The following is a 17,941-nucleotide window of genomic DNA, read 5'->3' as shown; positions in this document are numbered from 1 at the left end:
AATTTAAGAATATGAAAGTATTTGTAACAGGAGCTTCAGGATTTGTAGGCTCAGCAGTTGTAAAAGAATTATTATCAAACGGACATAAGGTAGTTGGATTGGCGCGTTCGGAAGAATCTGCAAAATCCATCAGAGAGGCCGGAGCGGAAGTTTTAATGGGAGATCTGGATCGTCTCGATATTTTGCAAAAAGGAGCAAGGGATGCGGATGGCGTAATTCATACAGCCTTTATTCACGATTTTTCAGATTATCAGACTAATGCGCTCAAAGACCAGAAAGCCATTGAAGCAATGGGCGAAGTTCTTAAAGGAACCGATAAAACCATTGTGGTGACAGGCGGAACCTTAGGACTTCCACTTATCAACGGAAAAATCACAGAAGAAAGTAAAGCACCGGCAGAGTCAATCAGATTCTCTGAAAAAGCTTTCGTAGAATTATCCGAATCTGGTGTTAGGGCATCTATTATCCGTCTTTCCCCAAGTGTTTATGGAAATTCTGAATCGGGTTTCAAAGGAGGTTTTGGAGTAATCCTTGCTGAACTGGCGAAGGCAAAAGGATTTGCAGCTTATATTGGAGAGGGAAATAATGTCTGGCCTTCTGTTCATCGTGAAGATGCTGCAAAACTATTTCGTCTGGCACTTGAAAAAGGAGAAGTTGGAGCGAGATATAATGCAGTTAATAATGATAAACAACTGTCAATGAAAGAATTTGCAGAGTTAATTGGTGAAAAGCTTGATATTCCTGTAAAATCCTTGTCACAAGAAGAAGCACCAGAATATTTCACTTGGATGACATTTTTTGTTGGAGCAAATTGTCCGGCAACAAGTTTGAAGACTCAGGAAAAATTAGATTGGAAACCTTCTGAAAGAAGTTTTGTAGAAGAACTGAATCAATATTTCTTCTAAAAAAACATGGCAACTATATATTTGAATGTATCAAATCAAAAATATAGTTGCCTAAATTAATTTGCTCCAGGGGAGCAGTATCAGTGTAGTATTCATAAGAGAAATATATCCGAACTCCGGAGGAGTTCAATATTTTGCGACAGTTTTCATTTAGATAGCACAGAATCTACGGCGTGCTGTACACATTAAAATGATCTTTCTACACAGAATAAAAACAGGATACCATTTCCGGTATCCTGTTTTTTATTAATTTAAATTTAAAAAATTACCAGAACCTTACATACAAAGCCGTAAGCAGAAGCAAAGTAACTACAATCAGAACCATAGTTCTTGCATCTACTCTGAACATTTTGCTGTCGATAGCAAAAGCTTTAGGATTTACTTTTGGTCCGGCAAGGCTGATCAGTACCATTACAACAATAGTAATGAAAAATGACCATCCCATATTAATCAGGAACGGAATTTCCGTGATCGTGTGTACAACGCCATTTTCCAGTTTTTCATAGGTGAAGGCAGTGTACAGCCATGTTTCTTTTCCGAAAATGCCGATGGCAAAGCTGTTGAAGAAAATCGCCAGCACAAAACCAAGAATAACACCTACCAAGGCTGCAGTACCGGTTGTTCTTTTCCAGAACATCCCTAAAAGGAACATGGCAAATACTCCCGGACTGATAAATCCTGTATATTTCTGAATAAAGGTAAAACCTCCTTCACCACCGATCCCTAAAACATCTGTCCAGGTAAAGGCCAGGGCAACCATCATCGCGATAATGATGACCCATCTTCCCGTTCTCACCATCTGGATTTCGGTAGCATCTGCTTTGAGGTATTTTTTATAAATATCAAGGGTGAAAATCGTAGAGATACTGTTTACTTTTCCGGCCAGGGAAGCTACAATTGCTGCCGTTAATGCCGCTACTGCAAGACCTTTAAGTCCCGAAGGCAAGAAGGTAAGGATCGCAGAATAAGCACCGTCTTTTACACCATTAAATCCAGGAAGCTGTCCTTTGGTGTACAGCACATAGGCTGCAATCCCGGGAAGCATTACGATGATCGGCATGAAAAGTTTTAAAAATCCGGCAAAAAGAATTCCGGTTCTTGCGGTTTTAAGATCTGCTCCCAAAGCTCTTTGGGTAATATATTGATTACATCCCCAATAATTCAGGTTTACAATCCACTGTCCTGCAAAATACATGGCCAGTCCGGGTAATACTACATATTTCTGAACTTCTAAATTCTGAGGCATGCCTAATGTCGTCGTCGTAGTTGTAGGCTTGTCGAGCATGAGCTTGAAATGTCCCGGCGCTTCATTCATCAACGTATTAAATCCTGCCAGTGCATTTCCTACTGCAACTCCGTTGATTCTCTGATCCACAATTTGCAAAGCCATATACACCGTTGCAAAACCTCCGATGATAAGTACAGCCACCTGAATTACGTCGGTATATCCGATTACTTTCATTCCTCCCAAACCGATCAGCAAAGCCATCAGCAGCAGGACAATCATAATGATGTGAAGATGCTCGCCTCCCAGCAAAGTATCAATTGCTAATGCTCCAAGATACAGGATGGAAGTAAGGTTTACAATCACATATAAAAACAGCCAGAATACGGCCATGATCAGAGAAACCGATTTATTATAACGGGTTTCCAGAAACTGAGGCATGGTGTAGATCTTGTTTTTAAGATAGATCGGAATAAACCATACGGCAATAATAATAAGCGCCACGGCTGCGATCCACTCGTAAGCGGCTACCGCCACTCCCACGAAAAATCCTTCTCCACTCATCCCGATGAACTGTTCCGCCGAAATGTTGGAAGCAATAAGGCTGGCTCCGATGGCCCACCATGTGAGGGATCCTTCGGCAAGGAAATAATCTTTACTTCCGGTAGATTCAGATTTCTTCTTTTTGTAAATCCAGAGTCCGTATCCGGCTACCACCACAAAATAGATAAGGAATATGATGATATCAATGGTTGCTAATTGTCCCATAGTTTATTTTTTAACAGAGAATTTATAAATGGTTTTAGTATGGTATTTCTCTCCAGGCTTTAATTCTGTAGTAGGAAAAGCCGGTTGATTCGGAGAATCAGGATAATGTTGTGTTTCCAGACAGAATCCGCTTCTTTTTTCGTATTTGCCACCGGTTTTGGTTTCAAATTTTCCGTCTAAGAAATTCCCGGAGTAGAACTGAACGCCCGGTTGATCGGTCATTACTTCCATCACCCTTCCGCTTGCCGGGTGATAAACAGTAGCAATGGTTCTCATTCCGTTTCCGTTCAGGATCCAGTTGTGATCATATCCTCCTCCTAATTTAATCTGCTCATCTTCAGCATTAATATCTTTACCGATTGGTTTTGATGCTGTAAAATCAAAAGGACTACCTTTTACTTCTTTTTCTTCACCAACAGGGATAAGCGTTTTATTAACAGGTAAAAACTTATCTGCATTGATCTGAAGCTCATGATCTGTAATTAAATTGGAAAAATTTCCGGAAAGGTTAAAATAGGAATGCTGCGTAAGATTTACTACCGTCGCTTTATCCGTTTCTGCTTCGTATGAAATTTCCAGGGCATTATCGTCCGTAAGAGTATAAAGAACCGTAGTTGTTAGTTTTCCAGGATATCCTTCTTCACCATCGGCACTTACATAGGTCAGTTTCAAAGTTGGAAGTTTAGCATCTTTTACCGGTTCTACTGTCCATATTTTAGTATGAAAGCCTTCTTTACCGCCGTGAAGACTGTTCGGCCCGTCATTTTTATCAATGTCGTATGTTTTGCCTTCCAGTGTGAATTTGGCATTGGCAATTCTGTTTCCATATCTTCCAATCAATGCTCCGAAATAGTACGGATTTCCATTGAAATAATCTTCAGGTCTGGTAAATCCCAAAACTACATCCTGGTATTTCCCGTCCTTATCAGGTGCCGTAAGAGAAGTGATGATACCACCATAATTGATGATCTCCACTTTCATTCCGTTTTTGTTGGTTAGCGTATATTTTTTAATGGAATCACCTTTCGCCGTAACACCATAGTCTGAAACCTGTACATTTTCCATGTTTTCTGAATGAGTCTTATTATTGTTTTCTTTTTTATTGCAGCCGAAAATACATAAAACTGCTAACAAAATGAGTAAACTGCCTCCTATTTTTTTCATAATGGTTAAGATTTTTTGAAGAATTAACGATAATACATTTCATTCCAGCGAAGGGTATTCTTAAAATCGCAGATTTTAGTCTCCTCATCGATCACCAATGATTCAATTCCCGCCATTTCAGCAAAATCTTCCAGCTGTTCTACCGTCAGGTTTTCACTGTAGCAGGTATGATGCGCACCGCCGGCCAAAATCCAGGCTTCAGCAGCTGTATATAAATCAGGAAGAGGTTTCCACAAAACTCTCGCTACTGGAAGCTTCGGAAGCTCTTCGATAATATCTAAAGATTTTGTTTTGTTGATCAGAAGCCTGAAATGGTTTCCGAAATCCATTAATGCTGCCACCAGCGAATCCATATTTCCTCTGGAATTAAAAACCAGCCTTACCGGATCTGCTTTTCCTCCGATTCCCAACGGATGGATTTCACAGGAAGGTTTGTCTGCTGCCAGTACCGGATCAACTTCCAGCATATGAGAACCTAAGATGGATGGGTTTGATGGATTTAAATGATAAGTATAATCTTCCATGAAAGCATTTCCTCCCTGCAATCCCTGTCCCATGGTTTTCATGGCTCTTACTAAAGCCGCTGTTTTCCAGTCGCCTTCACCTGCAAAGCCATACCCTTTTTCCATCAGTCTTTGTACAGCAATTCCCGGAAGCTGTTCCATGCCGTGAAGGTCTTCAAAGGTATCGGAGAATCCTTTGAAATTTCCGTCTTTCAGGAATTTCTCAAGTCCAAGCTCAATGCGGGCAGCCGTTTCCAGCGATTTTCTGTTGGCTCCTCCGCTAAGAAGCGATTCAGCCATTCTATAAGAAGCTTCGTATTCTTCGATAAGGGTTTTTATTTCGCCTTCCCCTATTCCATTAATTACCCCTACCAGATCACCGATTCCCCATGTATTCACGGAAAATCCGAATTGGGTTTCCGCTTCCACTTTATCTCCGTCGGTAACGGCTACATATCTCATGTTATCTCCGAAACGGGCGAATTTTGCTCCCTGCCAGTCATCCCAGCCAGCAGCCACACGGCTCCAGTCGCCGATCTGTTTCTGCACTCTTTCTTCGGCCCAGTGCCCAACCACTACTTTTCTGTTTTTACGAAGACGGCTGACCATAAATCCGAACTCACGGTCACCATGTGCGGCCTGGTTCAGATTCATAAAATCCATATCCATCGTCGACCAGGGAATGTCCTGATTGAACTGGGTGTGAAGATGCAGTAAAGGCTTCTGTAAAGCGGTGAGTCCACGAATCCACATTTTCGCCGGTGAAAAGGTATGCATCCAGGTGACCACCCCGATACAGTTGGCAGTATGATTGGCAGCTACTAAGGTTTCAAAAATTTCTTCCGTAGTTTTTACGGTTGGCTTTAAAACCACTTTTACAGGAATCTGCGATGAAGCATTCAGTGCTTCTACGATTTTCGCTGAATGTTCGGCAACCTGGGCTAATGTTTCAGGGCCGTACAAATGCTGGCTTCCGGTAATGAACCAGATTTCTTTTGTATTGAGAGGTGTTAACATTGTTATAAATGATTGTTGATGAATGATTGTTGATATTTTCCCATAGGTTTCACCTATGCCTATTAATATTGAACCCTTCGGGTTCGGGTTTTCTTATCAAGCCAGAAGCAAAAAGCCAACAGCTAGCTGCCAATTACTGCCCGTAATAGGCATCTTTGCCGTGCTTTCTTTCGTAATGCTTCTTGATTAAAGAATCTTTTAAACGTAAAGCATCAGGATTGATCTGCCTTGTCAGATAGGCCATTTCCGCAATGGTTTCCAGGACTTTGCTGTTGTAAACGGCTTTCTCAGCGTTTTTACCCCAGGTGAACGGACCGTGATTTCCGATAAGAACCATTTCCACTTCTTCCGGAGAAAGATTTTTTTCTCTGAAACAGTCCAGAATCTGGATTCCTGTGTTGTATTCATAATTGCCTTCAATCAGGCTATCGTCCATCGGGGGGGCGCACGGAATATCGGAAGTCAGGTGGTCGGCATGAGTCGTGCCGAAAATCGGAATGTCCATCTGAGCCTGTGCCCACGCTACAGAATAGATCGCATGGGTATGGGATATCCCCCCTATATTTTCCCAGTTTTTATAAAGATATGCATGAGTTTTGGTATCGGATGAAGGCCTAAGTTTACCATGAATAACATTCGCATCGAAATCCAGGATGACGATATCTTTCGGCTTCAGATCTGCATAGGGAACACCACTGGGTTTAATGGCAAAAATCCCTTCATTCCGGTCTACCGCACTCACGTTACCGAAAGTGTACACAACAAGCTTTAATGCATCAAGCTGCATATTGGCTTCATAACATTCTCTCTGAAGTTCCTTATATTTTTTCATTTTCTATATTTTTCGGATGTCATTTTCATCAGATTTAATTGACCAACGAGCCTTCAAGGTTGTTTTTAGACTTTATTATATTTTCTGTGAAATCGGCCAGTTGTTGATATTGCTCCATCAGTTGGCGATATTGCTGAATGTCTCTTGGCTGTGGAAGATATTCTGCTTCGAACTCCGATCCCATTGTACGACTGGCCTGTTGAACATCAGGGTAAATTCCAGCGGCAACAGCAGCATAAATAGCAGCCCCCAACGCCGGCGCCTGATCCGAAGAAGCAACAATGATCGGCATATCCAGAACATTGGCTAGGGTTTGCATGATAAAAGGCGATTTTCTCGCTACTCCTCCAATTCCGATTACTTTGTTGATGGTAATTCCTTCTTCCTCAAAACGATCTACGATTTTTTTAGCTCCGAAACAGATGGCATTTACCAGTGCTTTGAAAATATGCGGTGCTTTCGTTCCCAGGGAAAGATGGCTGATTGCAGCTTTCAATTCCTGATTGGCATCCGGAGTTCTTCTTCCGTTGACCCAGTCGAGGGCAACAGGAATAGCTTCATCATTTGAAATCTTTTCCGCTTCCGCTGTTAAGTTTCGAATAAGGTTGTTTTCAAATTCTTCTTTGAGCTGCACTTTTTGTTCAGGAGAAATGATTTCGGAATGGTTCAGCATATTGTTTACCGGCCACATCAGAATATCACGATACCAGGCCAGTACGTCTCCGAAGGCAGACTGTCCGGCCTCCAGCCCTGCCATTCCCGGAATGACAGATCCATCTACCTGGCCACAGATTCCTTTTACGGTTTTATCACCAATAATATCATTTGGAGCTACCATAATGTCACAGGTAGAAGTTCCCATAATTCTGATAAGCGTATTTTCTTCTACTTTTGCACCTACCGCACCGGAATGTGCATCAAAAGTTCCGACAGCAATCACGGTGGAAGTGGTTAAACCTAATCGTTTCGCCCATTCTTCATTAAGGTGTCCCGCTACTTCGTCTGAAGTATATGTTTTTTCGTAAAGCCTTTCTTTAAGCTGCCCCAGAGACGGATCGAGCCTGTTGAGAAAATCTTCGGACGGCAGCCCGCCCCAGCTTTCATGCCACATTGCTTTGTGACCGGCAGCACAGCGACTTCTTTTAAAAGTTTTTAAATCTTTTTGGTCTGACAGAAGAAATGTGATGTAATCGCAGTGTTCCATCCAGCTGTAGGCAGCATTTTTCACTTCTTCATCTACACGATTGATATGCAGGATTTTGGCCCAGAACCATTCGGAGGAATAAATACCTCCTTCAAATTTTGTATAGTCTTCACCACCCCATGTTCTCGCCAAAGTATTGATTTCTTCGGCTTCACGGATCGCAGTATGATCTTTCCACAACACCATCATGGCATTCGGGTTTTCTTCAAAGCCGGGCGTTAATGAAAGGGCTACTCCATCCTGATTGACAGGAAGTGGTGATGATCCGGTCGTGTCGATACAGATGCTTACGATTTCTTCCGGCTGTACACCACTCTGTTGAACGATTTCGGTAATGGTTTTTTCCAGTCCTTCGATGTGGTCTGAAGGATGCTGCCTGAAGCTGTTTTTTTCCGGACTGCAGAAACGGCCTTCTTTCCAGCGCTGATAATAGCTTACGGAGGAAGAAAGTTCTGCTCCGTTTTCTGTATCGATAAGTATTGCCCGAACGGAATCGGTTCCGTAATCTAATCCTATAACGTATTTTTTCATTAACGTGATACTTATTAATTATTGTTATAATATGTTATTAATCCTGTCTACGAAAATTCCTTGAATTCCATTTTAAAAGATTTAAACAAATATAAGATTCTTTTTAATTAAATGTAATAATTACACTTAATTTTTAATATTTATTGATAATCAAAGTTTTTGGCTTTACTTTATTTTTAAAATAACCAATGATTGCCCGGGAATTTCCAGCGTTATTTTGCCTTTTTTAAGGGTTGCTGATTCTTCTTTGGGCTGAATTATTTCATTTTCAAAACTGTTTTCAGCAGAAAGCTGCGGTGCAGTCAGAATAATTTTGGTCAGCTTTTTTTCCTAAGCTTATATTTTTAGGATTGATATTTACGGATTTACTCTCTGCATCCGTATTTACTATTTTGATGATGGTTTCTTTGTTTATTGCATCTTTTACGGCTGTTGCATACAGTTGATCCTGCCCGGTTACCGGTTTTCCGTTACCTGTGATTTTCAGCACTTCCGTTCCTTTATTATTGGAAAAAAGTTTCTGAACATAATAATTAGGTGTTGCGTAGGAAGTAAGATTATTGAACCAGATCAGATCCGGTGTCCACTGCCATCCTTCGGCATGAGCCAAAAGCGGCGCGTAAGAAGTCATGTACACCACATCTGCATTCCTTTCAAGGCCTGTCATGAATGCCGCTTCGGAAAGAGCGCATTCCCAGTTGTTTTTATTCTCAGGTTTTACCACGCCTACTGACTGGGCGGCATATTCGCCTGCAAAAACTTTAGGGCCATTACGGTCGTAAGCATCATATCTTGCCGAATTTTTTCTGAACCATTCCGGGGAGTTGTAGTAATGTTCGTCAACGATCTGGGCGTTCAATTTTTTCAGCTCTTTCCATCCATAGTCAAAGAATTCGCCATCCGGAGACGGTCCGCTTCCGGAAATGATTTTAATATCAGGATATTTCGCATGAATGGCTTTTTCAAATATTTTGTAGCGATCTATATAATCAGGTCCCCATTGCTCGTTTCCAACTCCGATAAATTTTAGATTGAATGGCTGAGGATGCCCCATATTGGCACGAAGTTGCCCCCATTTTGTAGTTTTGGAATCACCATTGGCAAATTCGATAAGATCCAAAGCGTCCTGAACATACGGATCCAGCTCATCAAGTTTTACAAGTTCTCCGGTATTGAACTGGCAGGCCATTCCGCAGCTTAAGATCGGTAATGGTTCTGCACCGAGGTCTTCAGACAATTGGAAGTATTCAAAAAATCCTAATCCGAAAGACTGGTAATAATCCGGTGCCGGACGGTGGGCAAATCCGGAACTCCATTTATTAATCAGATATTCCCTGTCGGAAACGTTGCCGACTGTTTTCTTCCATTGGTAGCGCTCTGCAAGGGTTCTTCCTTCCACAATACATCCGCCGGGAAAGCGTAAGAAACCAGGCTTAAGATCATACAGTTTTTGGACAAGATCTTTCCGTAATCCGCCTTTTCTGCCTTTCCAGGTATCCTGCGGGAAAAGTGAAATCATATCCATGTTTACAACTCCACGACCGGAAAAAGTCAGTCTGAGCTTTGCCTTGGCTACAGTTCTTTCAGGAGTGATAACTGCTTTGTATTCTTTCCATTCACTGCTGTTGACCGGAACAACGGAAGCTGTTATTGTTTTGCCATTTTCATCCAGCAGCTCGGCTTTTACGGATGAAATATTTCCTGACACATTCTGAAGCATAAAACTGAGATCATATCCGGCTCCCTGATGCAGGCCGATCCCTTTAAACCCTTCATTATACAATTCATATCCTTTATCATCGTTGATGGTAATCCGGGCGTAGTTATGATTGGTTTTATCTTTATTGGTAATCATGGTGATAAAACCGGAGTTTTTGTTTTCGGAAAGGGTAACGGTTTTGGGCTGTTGCCATCCCATCAGCGGTTCATTGAATTCAAAGCTTCTGTTTTTAATGAGTTCTGCATAAATTCCTCCGTCCGCAGCCTGATTGATATCTTCAAAGAAAATCCCATACATTGTAGGCTGGATTTTAATTCCGGTAGAAGCTCCGCTAAGATCAAGTGTAAAAGTTGATTTGCTTTTATTCTGAGCAGAGAAAAAGGTAGCCGTAAGAAAAATAACAGCGGTATAGATTTTATTTTTTGTTTTCATTTAATCTGAAAAATGGTTAGTTTTTAGGTTTAAAAATAATATGTGCTGATGGCAAAAAATCTTATTTTACTTTCAGCGAAAGGCTTTTTAACCCTGAATCTGCAGAAGTTCCGCCATACAAAATGGTATAATCTCCCGGTTTTGATACTAAATCATCTGCTTTTTCGTCATAAAACATAAACGAATCTGCAGATAGCGTTAGCTCAACCGTTTTAGAAGCTTTGGATGGAATGGCTACTCTTTGAAAGGCTCTTAATGTTTTTAATGGAGCCAAAGAATCATTATTTCGTTTTACGTAAACCTCAACAACTTCTTCTCCATCTCTTCCCGAAGTATTCGTTACGGGAATGGAAATGGTCATGTTTTCATCAGTGCTAATGGTATTTTTGCTGAGCGTTGCATTACCGTAAGAAAAAGTAGAATAGCTCAACCCGTGTCCGAAAGGATACAGTGGCTTTTCCGTCATATAGCGATACGTTCTTCCCTGCATATCGTAATTTTCAAATCCCTGATGTTTGCTTGTTTTAGATAAAGCATTATCCAGTTGTTCGATATTTCTGTAAAAAGTAACAGGCAATTTACCGGATGGATTATAGTCACCGAACAAAACGTCTGCTACGGCTGTTCCACCTGCCTGTCCGCCATACCATACATTTACGAGAGCATCATAATTTTTTTCATCCTGTTCAAGACCCAGGGCACTTCCTGTACACAGTACGAAAATAACGGGTTTTCCTGTTTTTCTTAATTCAGCAAGAAGTTCGCGCTGCACTTTCGGAAGCTCAATATTCGTTTTGTCACCTCCTCTAAATCCTTCGGCATTCACCAGCATTTCCTCTCCTTCCAGGCTTGGGGAAAGTCCGCCTGCGAATATAATTACATCAGCATCTTTTACTTTTTCTTTTACGGCCGCGAAGTTCACTGGATCTTTACGGTAGACTTCAAAACTGATGCTTACATATTTTCCTTTCTGACTGTGACGAAGCTCAATCTGATATTCCTTACCTTTCTCCATCTTTACAGGAAATTCCGACGGATGTCTTGCATCGGGGCCTTTACGGGTGGCAATTTCTTTTCCGTCCACAAAAAGGGTATATATATCTGATGTAGAAGCTGAAAAAATTACATCACCGGTATACGGGCTTTTGAAAATTCCTGAAATTTTCGCAGAAGTGTTTTCCCTACCGACATTTGGGGCAAGCTGCGTACCGCCGAAACTGTTGTAGCTGATTCCTGTTTTATTGACTGAAATATTCGCAGGTGTTCCTTTAAATTCATTATTGTTAAAAAACTCCACATTCATTCCTTTTTCACCATTTTTGCGGCTCAGAAAATTTTGGTAAAGTGAAGTTCTGGAAGACGGATCGGCAACTTCACTTCCTTTTTCATAAATGATTTCTGTATTAGGCAATTTGCTTTTGATTCCGTCTAAAATCGTTACAATGGAAGAAGGTGTTCCGTTATAATTGCCGAGCTGCATCAGTCCGTCATCGGCGTTCGGCCCAACTATGGCGATCTTTTTACTATTTTTATGTAAAGGAAGAACATTCTTGTCATTTTTCATCAGCACGATTGATTTCTGTGCCATCTTCAATGCCTGTTGTTTATGGGGTTCAGAATCTACCACAGTGTACGGAATGCTGTTCCAGTGAACGGATGATTTAGGATCAAGCATACCCAATTCAAACCAGCCTTTCAGGATTCTGCGCATGGAAGCGTCGATATCTTTCTCGGTAATCAGTCCGCTGGCGAGGGATTTATTAAGATTATTATAGGTATCTCCACATTCGAGATCGGTTGAGTGTTTTAAAGCATCAGCAGCCGTTGACTTTTCGTCAGGATGGGTTCCGTGGTATTTTTTCTGATAGAAATCGGCGAGTGCCCAACAGTCAGAAACGACCATTCCGTCATATTTCCATTTTCCACGCAGGATATCGCTTACCAGGAAATCATTGGCGCAACATGGCTGCCCGTCGAAGGCATTGTATGCACACATCACCTCTCTTACATTTCCCTGCTGCACCAATGCTTTGAATGCAGGAAGATAGGTTTCGTAAAGGTCGCGGTGAGAAATTTCGGCATTGTAAGAGTGGCGGTTCCATTCCGGGCCGCTGTGTACAGCAAAATGTTTGGCGCAGGCATGGGTTTTAAAATAATCAGGATCATTTCCCTGTAATCCTTTTACAGCAGCCACTCCAAGGCTTGCCGTAAGATAAGGATCTTCTCCGTAGGTTTCCTGCCCTCTTCCCCATCGAGGATCCCGAAATATATTGATGTTGGGCGTCCAGAATGTAAGGCCTTCGTATCGCCCGGTTTTTGCGGCTTCATCAAAAGACTTGTTGTACTTGGCACGGGCTTCATCAGAAATCATTTCAAAAGTTTTCAGATGCTCCGGGACATCCCAGCTTGCTGCCAGACCGATGGCCTGTGGGAAAACGGTGGCTGTCCCAGCTCTTGCTACGCCGTGAAGTGCTTCATTCCACCATCCGTATGCCGGAATTCCAAGGCGTGGAACAGCTTTAGAATTATCCATCATCATTCCTATTTTTTCATCAACGGTAAGTAACCCAAGAAGGTTATCAATACGTTGCTCTACCGGAAGTTTAGGATTCCTGAACGGTTCAGTTTTTCCTGCCTGTGCAGATAATGATGATGTGGTAATAATGAGGAGGCCAATGCCTGATACTATCTTTTTCATATAGGAATGTAAATGGTCATACGATCTTTATGCTTTTCATCATTTAAATATTCATCAATGGTTTATCATAATCATTGTGAGAAGTACAAATATAGTATTCTATTTTAAATAAATGTATAATTAACACTTAATTTTAGAAATAAAATTGATCTGTTTTTTGGATGAGAGAGAATTTATAGCCATTTTTTATCTTACAATAGAATTAATAATATCATTTCGAAAATTTAAATTAAATTCACAGCCTGAAGAATTTAAATCAAATTCAAACTAATTGCATATGAAATACATCGTTCTCATCTCATTTTTTATGGCCTCTGCGCTGTCTGCTCAGCTGAGTAAATTTTCTGATCGTGATTTATACGAAATAGGAAAAGTCTGGGGATTAATAAAATATTACCATCCTGCTATATCACAGGAAAAAGCAGATTGGGACGCTGTTTTGCTGGAAACTTTACGCAATAATCCAAAGTCCGGACCCGATGGTATTATAAAGAATTGGTTGAATACGGCAGATCAAAATAAATTTGATGAAATCACAAAAAAAAGACAGCGGATGTGATAGTATCACCCTTCGTAATTTTGACTCTTCATGGATTGAAAAATTAAATAAGATTAGTCCTGAAAGCAAAAAGCGTTTATCAGATCTTATCAATCATCCCAATAATGTAGGTTCATTTTATTCTAATCCGCCTGAAAATGATATTTATTTCAGTAGTAAAAATGAAAAAGTTTACGATACATTTTCAGTAGAGGTTAAAATGCTGGAGTTGTTCAGAATATGGAATGCCATTGAATATTTTTACCCTTACAAGTATCTTCTCGATCATAATTGGGACTATATTTTGAAAAAGTATATCCCATTGTTTAAAAAAATAAATAATGAAAAGGATTATGAATCAGCAGTTATGCAATTGGCCGCCGAACTACAGGATACCCATACCAGTATAGAAAAGACCTATCAGTATAATGTGGTTGGAAAGCTTTCTTCCCCATTCATTTTTCAGATCGTTGACAATGCTGTGCTTATTACCGGAGTTAAAGATGAAGCAAAAATGAAGAAAGCCAATCTGGAAATTGGTGACCTTATTACTAAAATTAACGGCAAATCGATTGTTAAAAATATAAATGACAAATCAAAATATTTTGCATTTTCCAATGAATCAGTAAAGATACGTGACGCATACAGTTATCTTTTCAGCGGAGATGAAAAAACAATTGCTATAGAAGGCGTGAAAAAGGACGGAAAACCCTTCAAAACAGCAATGGAGAGGACAACACGTATTTTTAACAATGAGTGGGACAAGGAAGGTGTTCCTAATTATCAATTAAATTATAAAGGAAAAACATACGAGTATTTAACCTATAATGAGAAAGAGAGCCGCCTTAACCCAAGTTTTCAGCTAGATGATAAGGTCTATTTCGAGTTTTCTTCATTGAAGGGAGCGGAAATTCCTGCCTTAATGGAAAAATACAGAAATACCAAGGGGATGGTTTTTGATTTGCGCGGCTACAATGACAATGCTTCCCTGCTTAAAGTTTTTGATTATTTACTCGCCAAGCCCGTGGTGTATGGAATAAAAGCGCAGGCCGATTTTAGTCAGCCGGGTAAATTCTGTTTTGTAGATAATATTGTTAATAAGGATTATAAATTTGCAGGAAAAGATAATCCTGATCCGTACAAGGGACAGGTGGTCGTTCTTATTAATGAATATACTCAAAGTGCGGAAGAAATGTGGGCCATGGTTTTCAAAAAAGTGCCTCATGTAATTTTCGTAGGCAGCCAGACGGCAGGGGCCGACGGTAATAAAACTTCAATTAAGCTGACAGACGGCAATATTCTCATTTTTTCTGGACTTGGTATTTATTATCCGGACGGAGGGGAAACCCAGCGCATCGGTATAAAACCGGATGTTGTGGTACGCCCTACTGTTGAAAGCATTAGAAATAAAGAGGACCTTTTGCTTCTGAAAGCATTTGACCTTATTGACAAGAAAAAATAATATTCTACAGTTTTTAATTACCATTAAAATCCATTCATAAATAACAAAGCCACCAAAAAAATGGTGGCTTTTAAATAGATATGAGTAATAAATCTTAAATTCATTTATTGCTTAAGAAACTTTTTCTCCACAGATTTACTATTGGGCTGGGAAATTTCAACCACGTAAATTCCGGAAGGAAGCTGCCCGATATCGATTCGGTTTCTACCGGAGCGTAGCGGCTGCTCATTTAAAACCCGAGTCCCTTTAGCATCAAATACAGAAGCGGTACCTGAAGATTTCAGCTCTATAAAAATCTCACTTTTAGCCGGACTTGGATAAAGTGCTACACCATCTTTTTCTGCAAGAATATCATTGGTACGCAGTGTTGTAAAACTTAACGGAAGAACAGATGCCGTATAAGTATTTTCCTCCGTAAGATAAGCTCTGAAAGGATTGATGAGAGGTTCGCTTCCCGCTGCCACCTTATAAAAGCCTGTAGTTCCGTTAACGGTTTTTAAAACATAGCTGTTGGCAGGAACTTTTATGATATTATAAACTCCGTTCATTTGGTTTACGGTGATGGCTTTCGGAGTGGAAATGCTTCCTGTTCCCTGGAAGGTAATGTTTCCGGTTGCATTGATGAGTACAGGAGTGTTCGCAGGGATAGTTCCGTTGGTAATCGTAGTACATGTGATAGCAGAAGTTCCCGGTGTCATCATATAGGCGGTTACTCCGGAAGGAATGGTCGCAGTGAAAGGTAATATCATAACTTCCAAACCATTAAATGTACGAGAATATGAAGCTGCCGTAGCATTAAATGCAAACGGAACCTGGAAATCTTTCCCCTGATCTGAAAGTACAAGATTGGTACAGCTGGTTCCTGAAATTACATTGTTGCTGGATGAGGTCACTGTGTTGGGTATGTAATAAATGCTGTTGGAATTAGCACTTGCCGGTTGCCAGTTGTTGGCCGATGTAGTTCCAGTGGTATTTCTAAAATCTACTGAAGTATAATATCCATTTTCCAACGCATCCATCAGGTTGCTGTCGCCATCAGAATATGTTCCTGAAAATTTAGAGGCAACTTCGTTTTCGATATTGAAATATACATCGCCTAAATTCAGGGTAAGGACAGAACTGTAATTGGAATTACGGAGTCCTAAAATTCCTTTACATCCGTCAGTAAGCACCTGTCTTGAAATATCCAGCGTAATATCAAAATTACCACCGGTCGGGAAATTTATTTTTCCGTAATTATAAGATTTTACAGCGCCCTGACTATTAATATAATACAGTGTGGTATTGTCTGAATAACTTTGTCCTGCGGTGGTAAAACTGTTCACATGCAAAACCATTTTGTTGTAACGGTCGTTAAGCTGTAAATAACCGTTGGATGCTGTAGTATTTGAACTAAAGAGTGGACTTGCATTGGAGAATGTCGCAGTCGTATTGCTGATGTTGTATCCCGTTCCGAAAGCTGAATTCGTAGGTGTCATGGTTTCAATCTTATTGTAACGGATATCACTTCCTGTCATTTGTGAAACAGGACGATCACCGCTTTTATTGAATACAAAAGTCATTACACTTGAAGCATTGATCGTCACTCCCGGACGGAAAGTCTGAGCCATTGTCAAAGAAGTGGTTGTCATATTGTTCTGTGCATCGGTCAGCACTTTTGTCCCTGAGGTGGTATAAAACGGAATATCAACTTTAAGATCATAAGAATTCGCTGAAGGATTAATCACCATTAATACCACCTGATTTCCATCCATTGAAATATAGGAAGATCCCTGAAGTACGCCTGTATTATCGCCCCAGGTAGCGGCGATACGTGTTTTTCCGGTCGTATATTTCGCGTAATGAGAAAGAATGTAGCCTCTTTTTGTCATAACACCTGTAGTCGTTCCGTTGGTTCCGTCACCCATCAGCCCATAATATCGTTTTGCAGAATAATGAATCCAGGCATTCACATTCCCAAGCATTGTATTATTGATGCTGGTAGCAAAATTAAACGCATCCAGATTCCAGTCAAAATTACGCGGCGTAGCATTGGAAGGATTCCAGTTGATGAGATATTCTGTCTGCCAGATTTCTTTGTTGTAATTCTGAAACTGCTTGTAGGCAGACTGCATCAATCCGTACTGGTGACCACCATACACTTCAAAATTATCCATCGTTGCGGAATTCAGCATCGCATTGGCAAAATTATCCGTTAAACCCACACTTTCAGGAGCAATCACCTTACAGTTAATAAGATGTCCATAATCCCTTACAAAAGTTGCAATCTGCGTAGGCGTCCAGATACACCCTTGATATTGAGCCATTTCATCAGGCTCATTTTGAATAGAAATATAATCTAAAGTCACTCCGTTATTTTGCAGATAAGTCACAAAACTATTCAGATAGAGTGCATAATCCTGATAGTTTTCTGTTTTAAGATAACCGATCTGCTGTACGCCATTGGCATCTGTGTACACCGCGTTCACACTATTGTTCGTTTTCCAGGCGGCCGGCATGGTCCACGGACTGGCAAAAATAGTAAGTCCCATAGATTTTGCAAGTTGCGCCGTTGGCAGCACAGAACTCCAGTTGCTGCTTCCTTCCGGGATATACAGTCTCATGATGTTGTAGCCAGCCTGGCTGTTGGTTCCCCAAAGCGTCTGGATTTCCGAAGTCGTCATGTGATTATAACCAAACTGCGGACTGCAGACGAAGCCTCCGAAGCCTGTTATTTTTTGATACGTAATGTTTTTGTTGATTTTTACTGTCGTAAGCTGCCCGAATACGGTAATGTTTGTAAGTAAACACACGACAGCCAGGGCAATACGCTGAGCCAGTTTTTTCATAGTTTTATTTTGATTGGTTTAAATGCTTCAGCCATGTATGGTGAAGGAATATTTCAGGTATTGTTTCAGGATGAGTAAGATTAAATCCGCCATCGGGAAACTTTCCTGACTATT

General features: G+C 40.7%; 11 protein-coding genes. 3 read left to right on the top strand and 8 right to left on the bottom strand.

The window, feature by feature from the left end; genetic code table 11:
* Nucleotides 1-11: 11 nt before the first annotated feature.
* Nucleotides 12-905: an SDR family oxidoreductase gene (locus AAHI02_RS01325; RefSeq protein ID WP_346985089.1), complete on the top strand. Its 894-nt coding sequence runs from the start codon at nucleotides 12-14 to the stop codon at nucleotides 903-905.
* 265 nt (nucleotides 906-1,170) lie between these two features.
* On the opposite strand, the gene AAHI02_RS01320 is transcribed toward AAHI02_RS01325, so the two are convergent.
* The 7 genes from AAHI02_RS01320 to AAHI02_RS01290 form a co-directional block, all read right to left on the bottom strand.
* Nucleotides 1,171-2,898, bottom strand: a complete 1,728-nt coding sequence (locus AAHI02_RS01320) for a sodium/solute symporter (protein ID WP_346985088.1) — start codon at nucleotides 2,896-2,898, stop codon at nucleotides 1,171-1,173.
* A gap of 3 nt (nucleotides 2,899-2,901) precedes the next feature.
* Entirely contained in the window at nucleotides 2,902-4,062 is a 1,161-nt protein-coding gene (locus AAHI02_RS01315) for an aldose epimerase family protein (protein WP_346985087.1), read from the bottom strand.
* Nucleotides 4,063-4,085: 23 nt separating this feature from the next.
* On the bottom strand, nucleotides 4,086-5,582 hold the full coding sequence (gene araA, locus AAHI02_RS01310) for an L-arabinose isomerase (RefSeq protein ID WP_346985086.1): 1,497 nt from the start codon (nucleotides 5,580-5,582) through the stop codon (nucleotides 4,086-4,088).
* Between the two features lie 133 nt (nucleotides 5,583-5,715).
* On the bottom strand, nucleotides 5,716-6,414 hold the full coding sequence (locus AAHI02_RS01305) for an L-ribulose-5-phosphate 4-epimerase (RefSeq protein WP_346985085.1): 699 nt from the start codon (nucleotides 6,412-6,414) through the stop codon (nucleotides 5,716-5,718).
* 34 nt (nucleotides 6,415-6,448) lie between these two features.
* Complete coding sequence (locus tag AAHI02_RS01300; RefSeq protein WP_346985084.1) at nucleotides 6,449-8,149, bottom strand: ribulokinase; 1,701 nt, start codon at nucleotides 8,147-8,149, stop codon at nucleotides 6,449-6,451.
* Nucleotides 8,150-8,429: 280 nt separating this feature from the next.
* A complete protein-coding gene (locus tag AAHI02_RS01295; RefSeq protein ID WP_346985083.1) occupies nucleotides 8,430-10,301 on the bottom strand; it encodes an alpha-L-arabinofuranosidase C-terminal domain-containing protein in 1,872 nt (623 codons plus the stop codon).
* Nucleotides 10,302-10,362: 61 nt separating this feature from the next.
* Nucleotides 10,363-12,999, bottom strand: coding sequence for a glycoside hydrolase family 3 C-terminal domain-containing protein (locus AAHI02_RS01290; protein WP_346985082.1), 2,637 nt, complete (start codon nucleotides 12,997-12,999; stop codon nucleotides 10,363-10,365).
* 277 nt (nucleotides 13,000-13,276) lie between these two features.
* On the opposite strand from AAHI02_RS01290, the gene AAHI02_RS01285 reads away from it, so the two are divergent.
* Nucleotides 13,277-13,558: a hypothetical protein gene (locus tag AAHI02_RS01285; RefSeq protein ID WP_346985081.1), complete on the top strand. Its 282-nt coding sequence runs from the start codon at nucleotides 13,277-13,279 to the stop codon at nucleotides 13,556-13,558.
* A complete protein-coding gene (locus AAHI02_RS01280) occupies nucleotides 13,527-14,999 on the top strand; it encodes a S41 family peptidase (RefSeq protein ID WP_346985080.1) in 1,473 nt (490 codons plus the stop codon). Before AAHI02_RS01285 ends, AAHI02_RS01280 begins: the two co-directional genes overlap by 32 nt.
* Nucleotides 15,000-15,103: 104 nt before the next feature.
* On the opposite strand, the gene AAHI02_RS01275 is transcribed toward AAHI02_RS01280, so the two are convergent.
* Nucleotides 15,104-17,827 (bottom strand): T9SS type A sorting domain-containing protein, encoded by a 2,724-nt coding sequence (locus tag AAHI02_RS01275; protein WP_346985079.1) that lies wholly within the window; start codon nucleotides 17,825-17,827, stop codon nucleotides 15,104-15,106.
* Nucleotides 17,828-17,941: the final 114 nt, after the last annotated feature.

The sequence above is a fragment of the Chryseobacterium sp. POE27 genome, assembly GCF_039727685.1.
In the GTDB taxonomy this organism is placed as follows: Bacteria; Bacteroidota; Bacteroidia; order Flavobacteriales; family Weeksellaceae; genus Chryseobacterium.
This window is presented reverse-complemented; position numbering and strand designations above follow the sequence as displayed.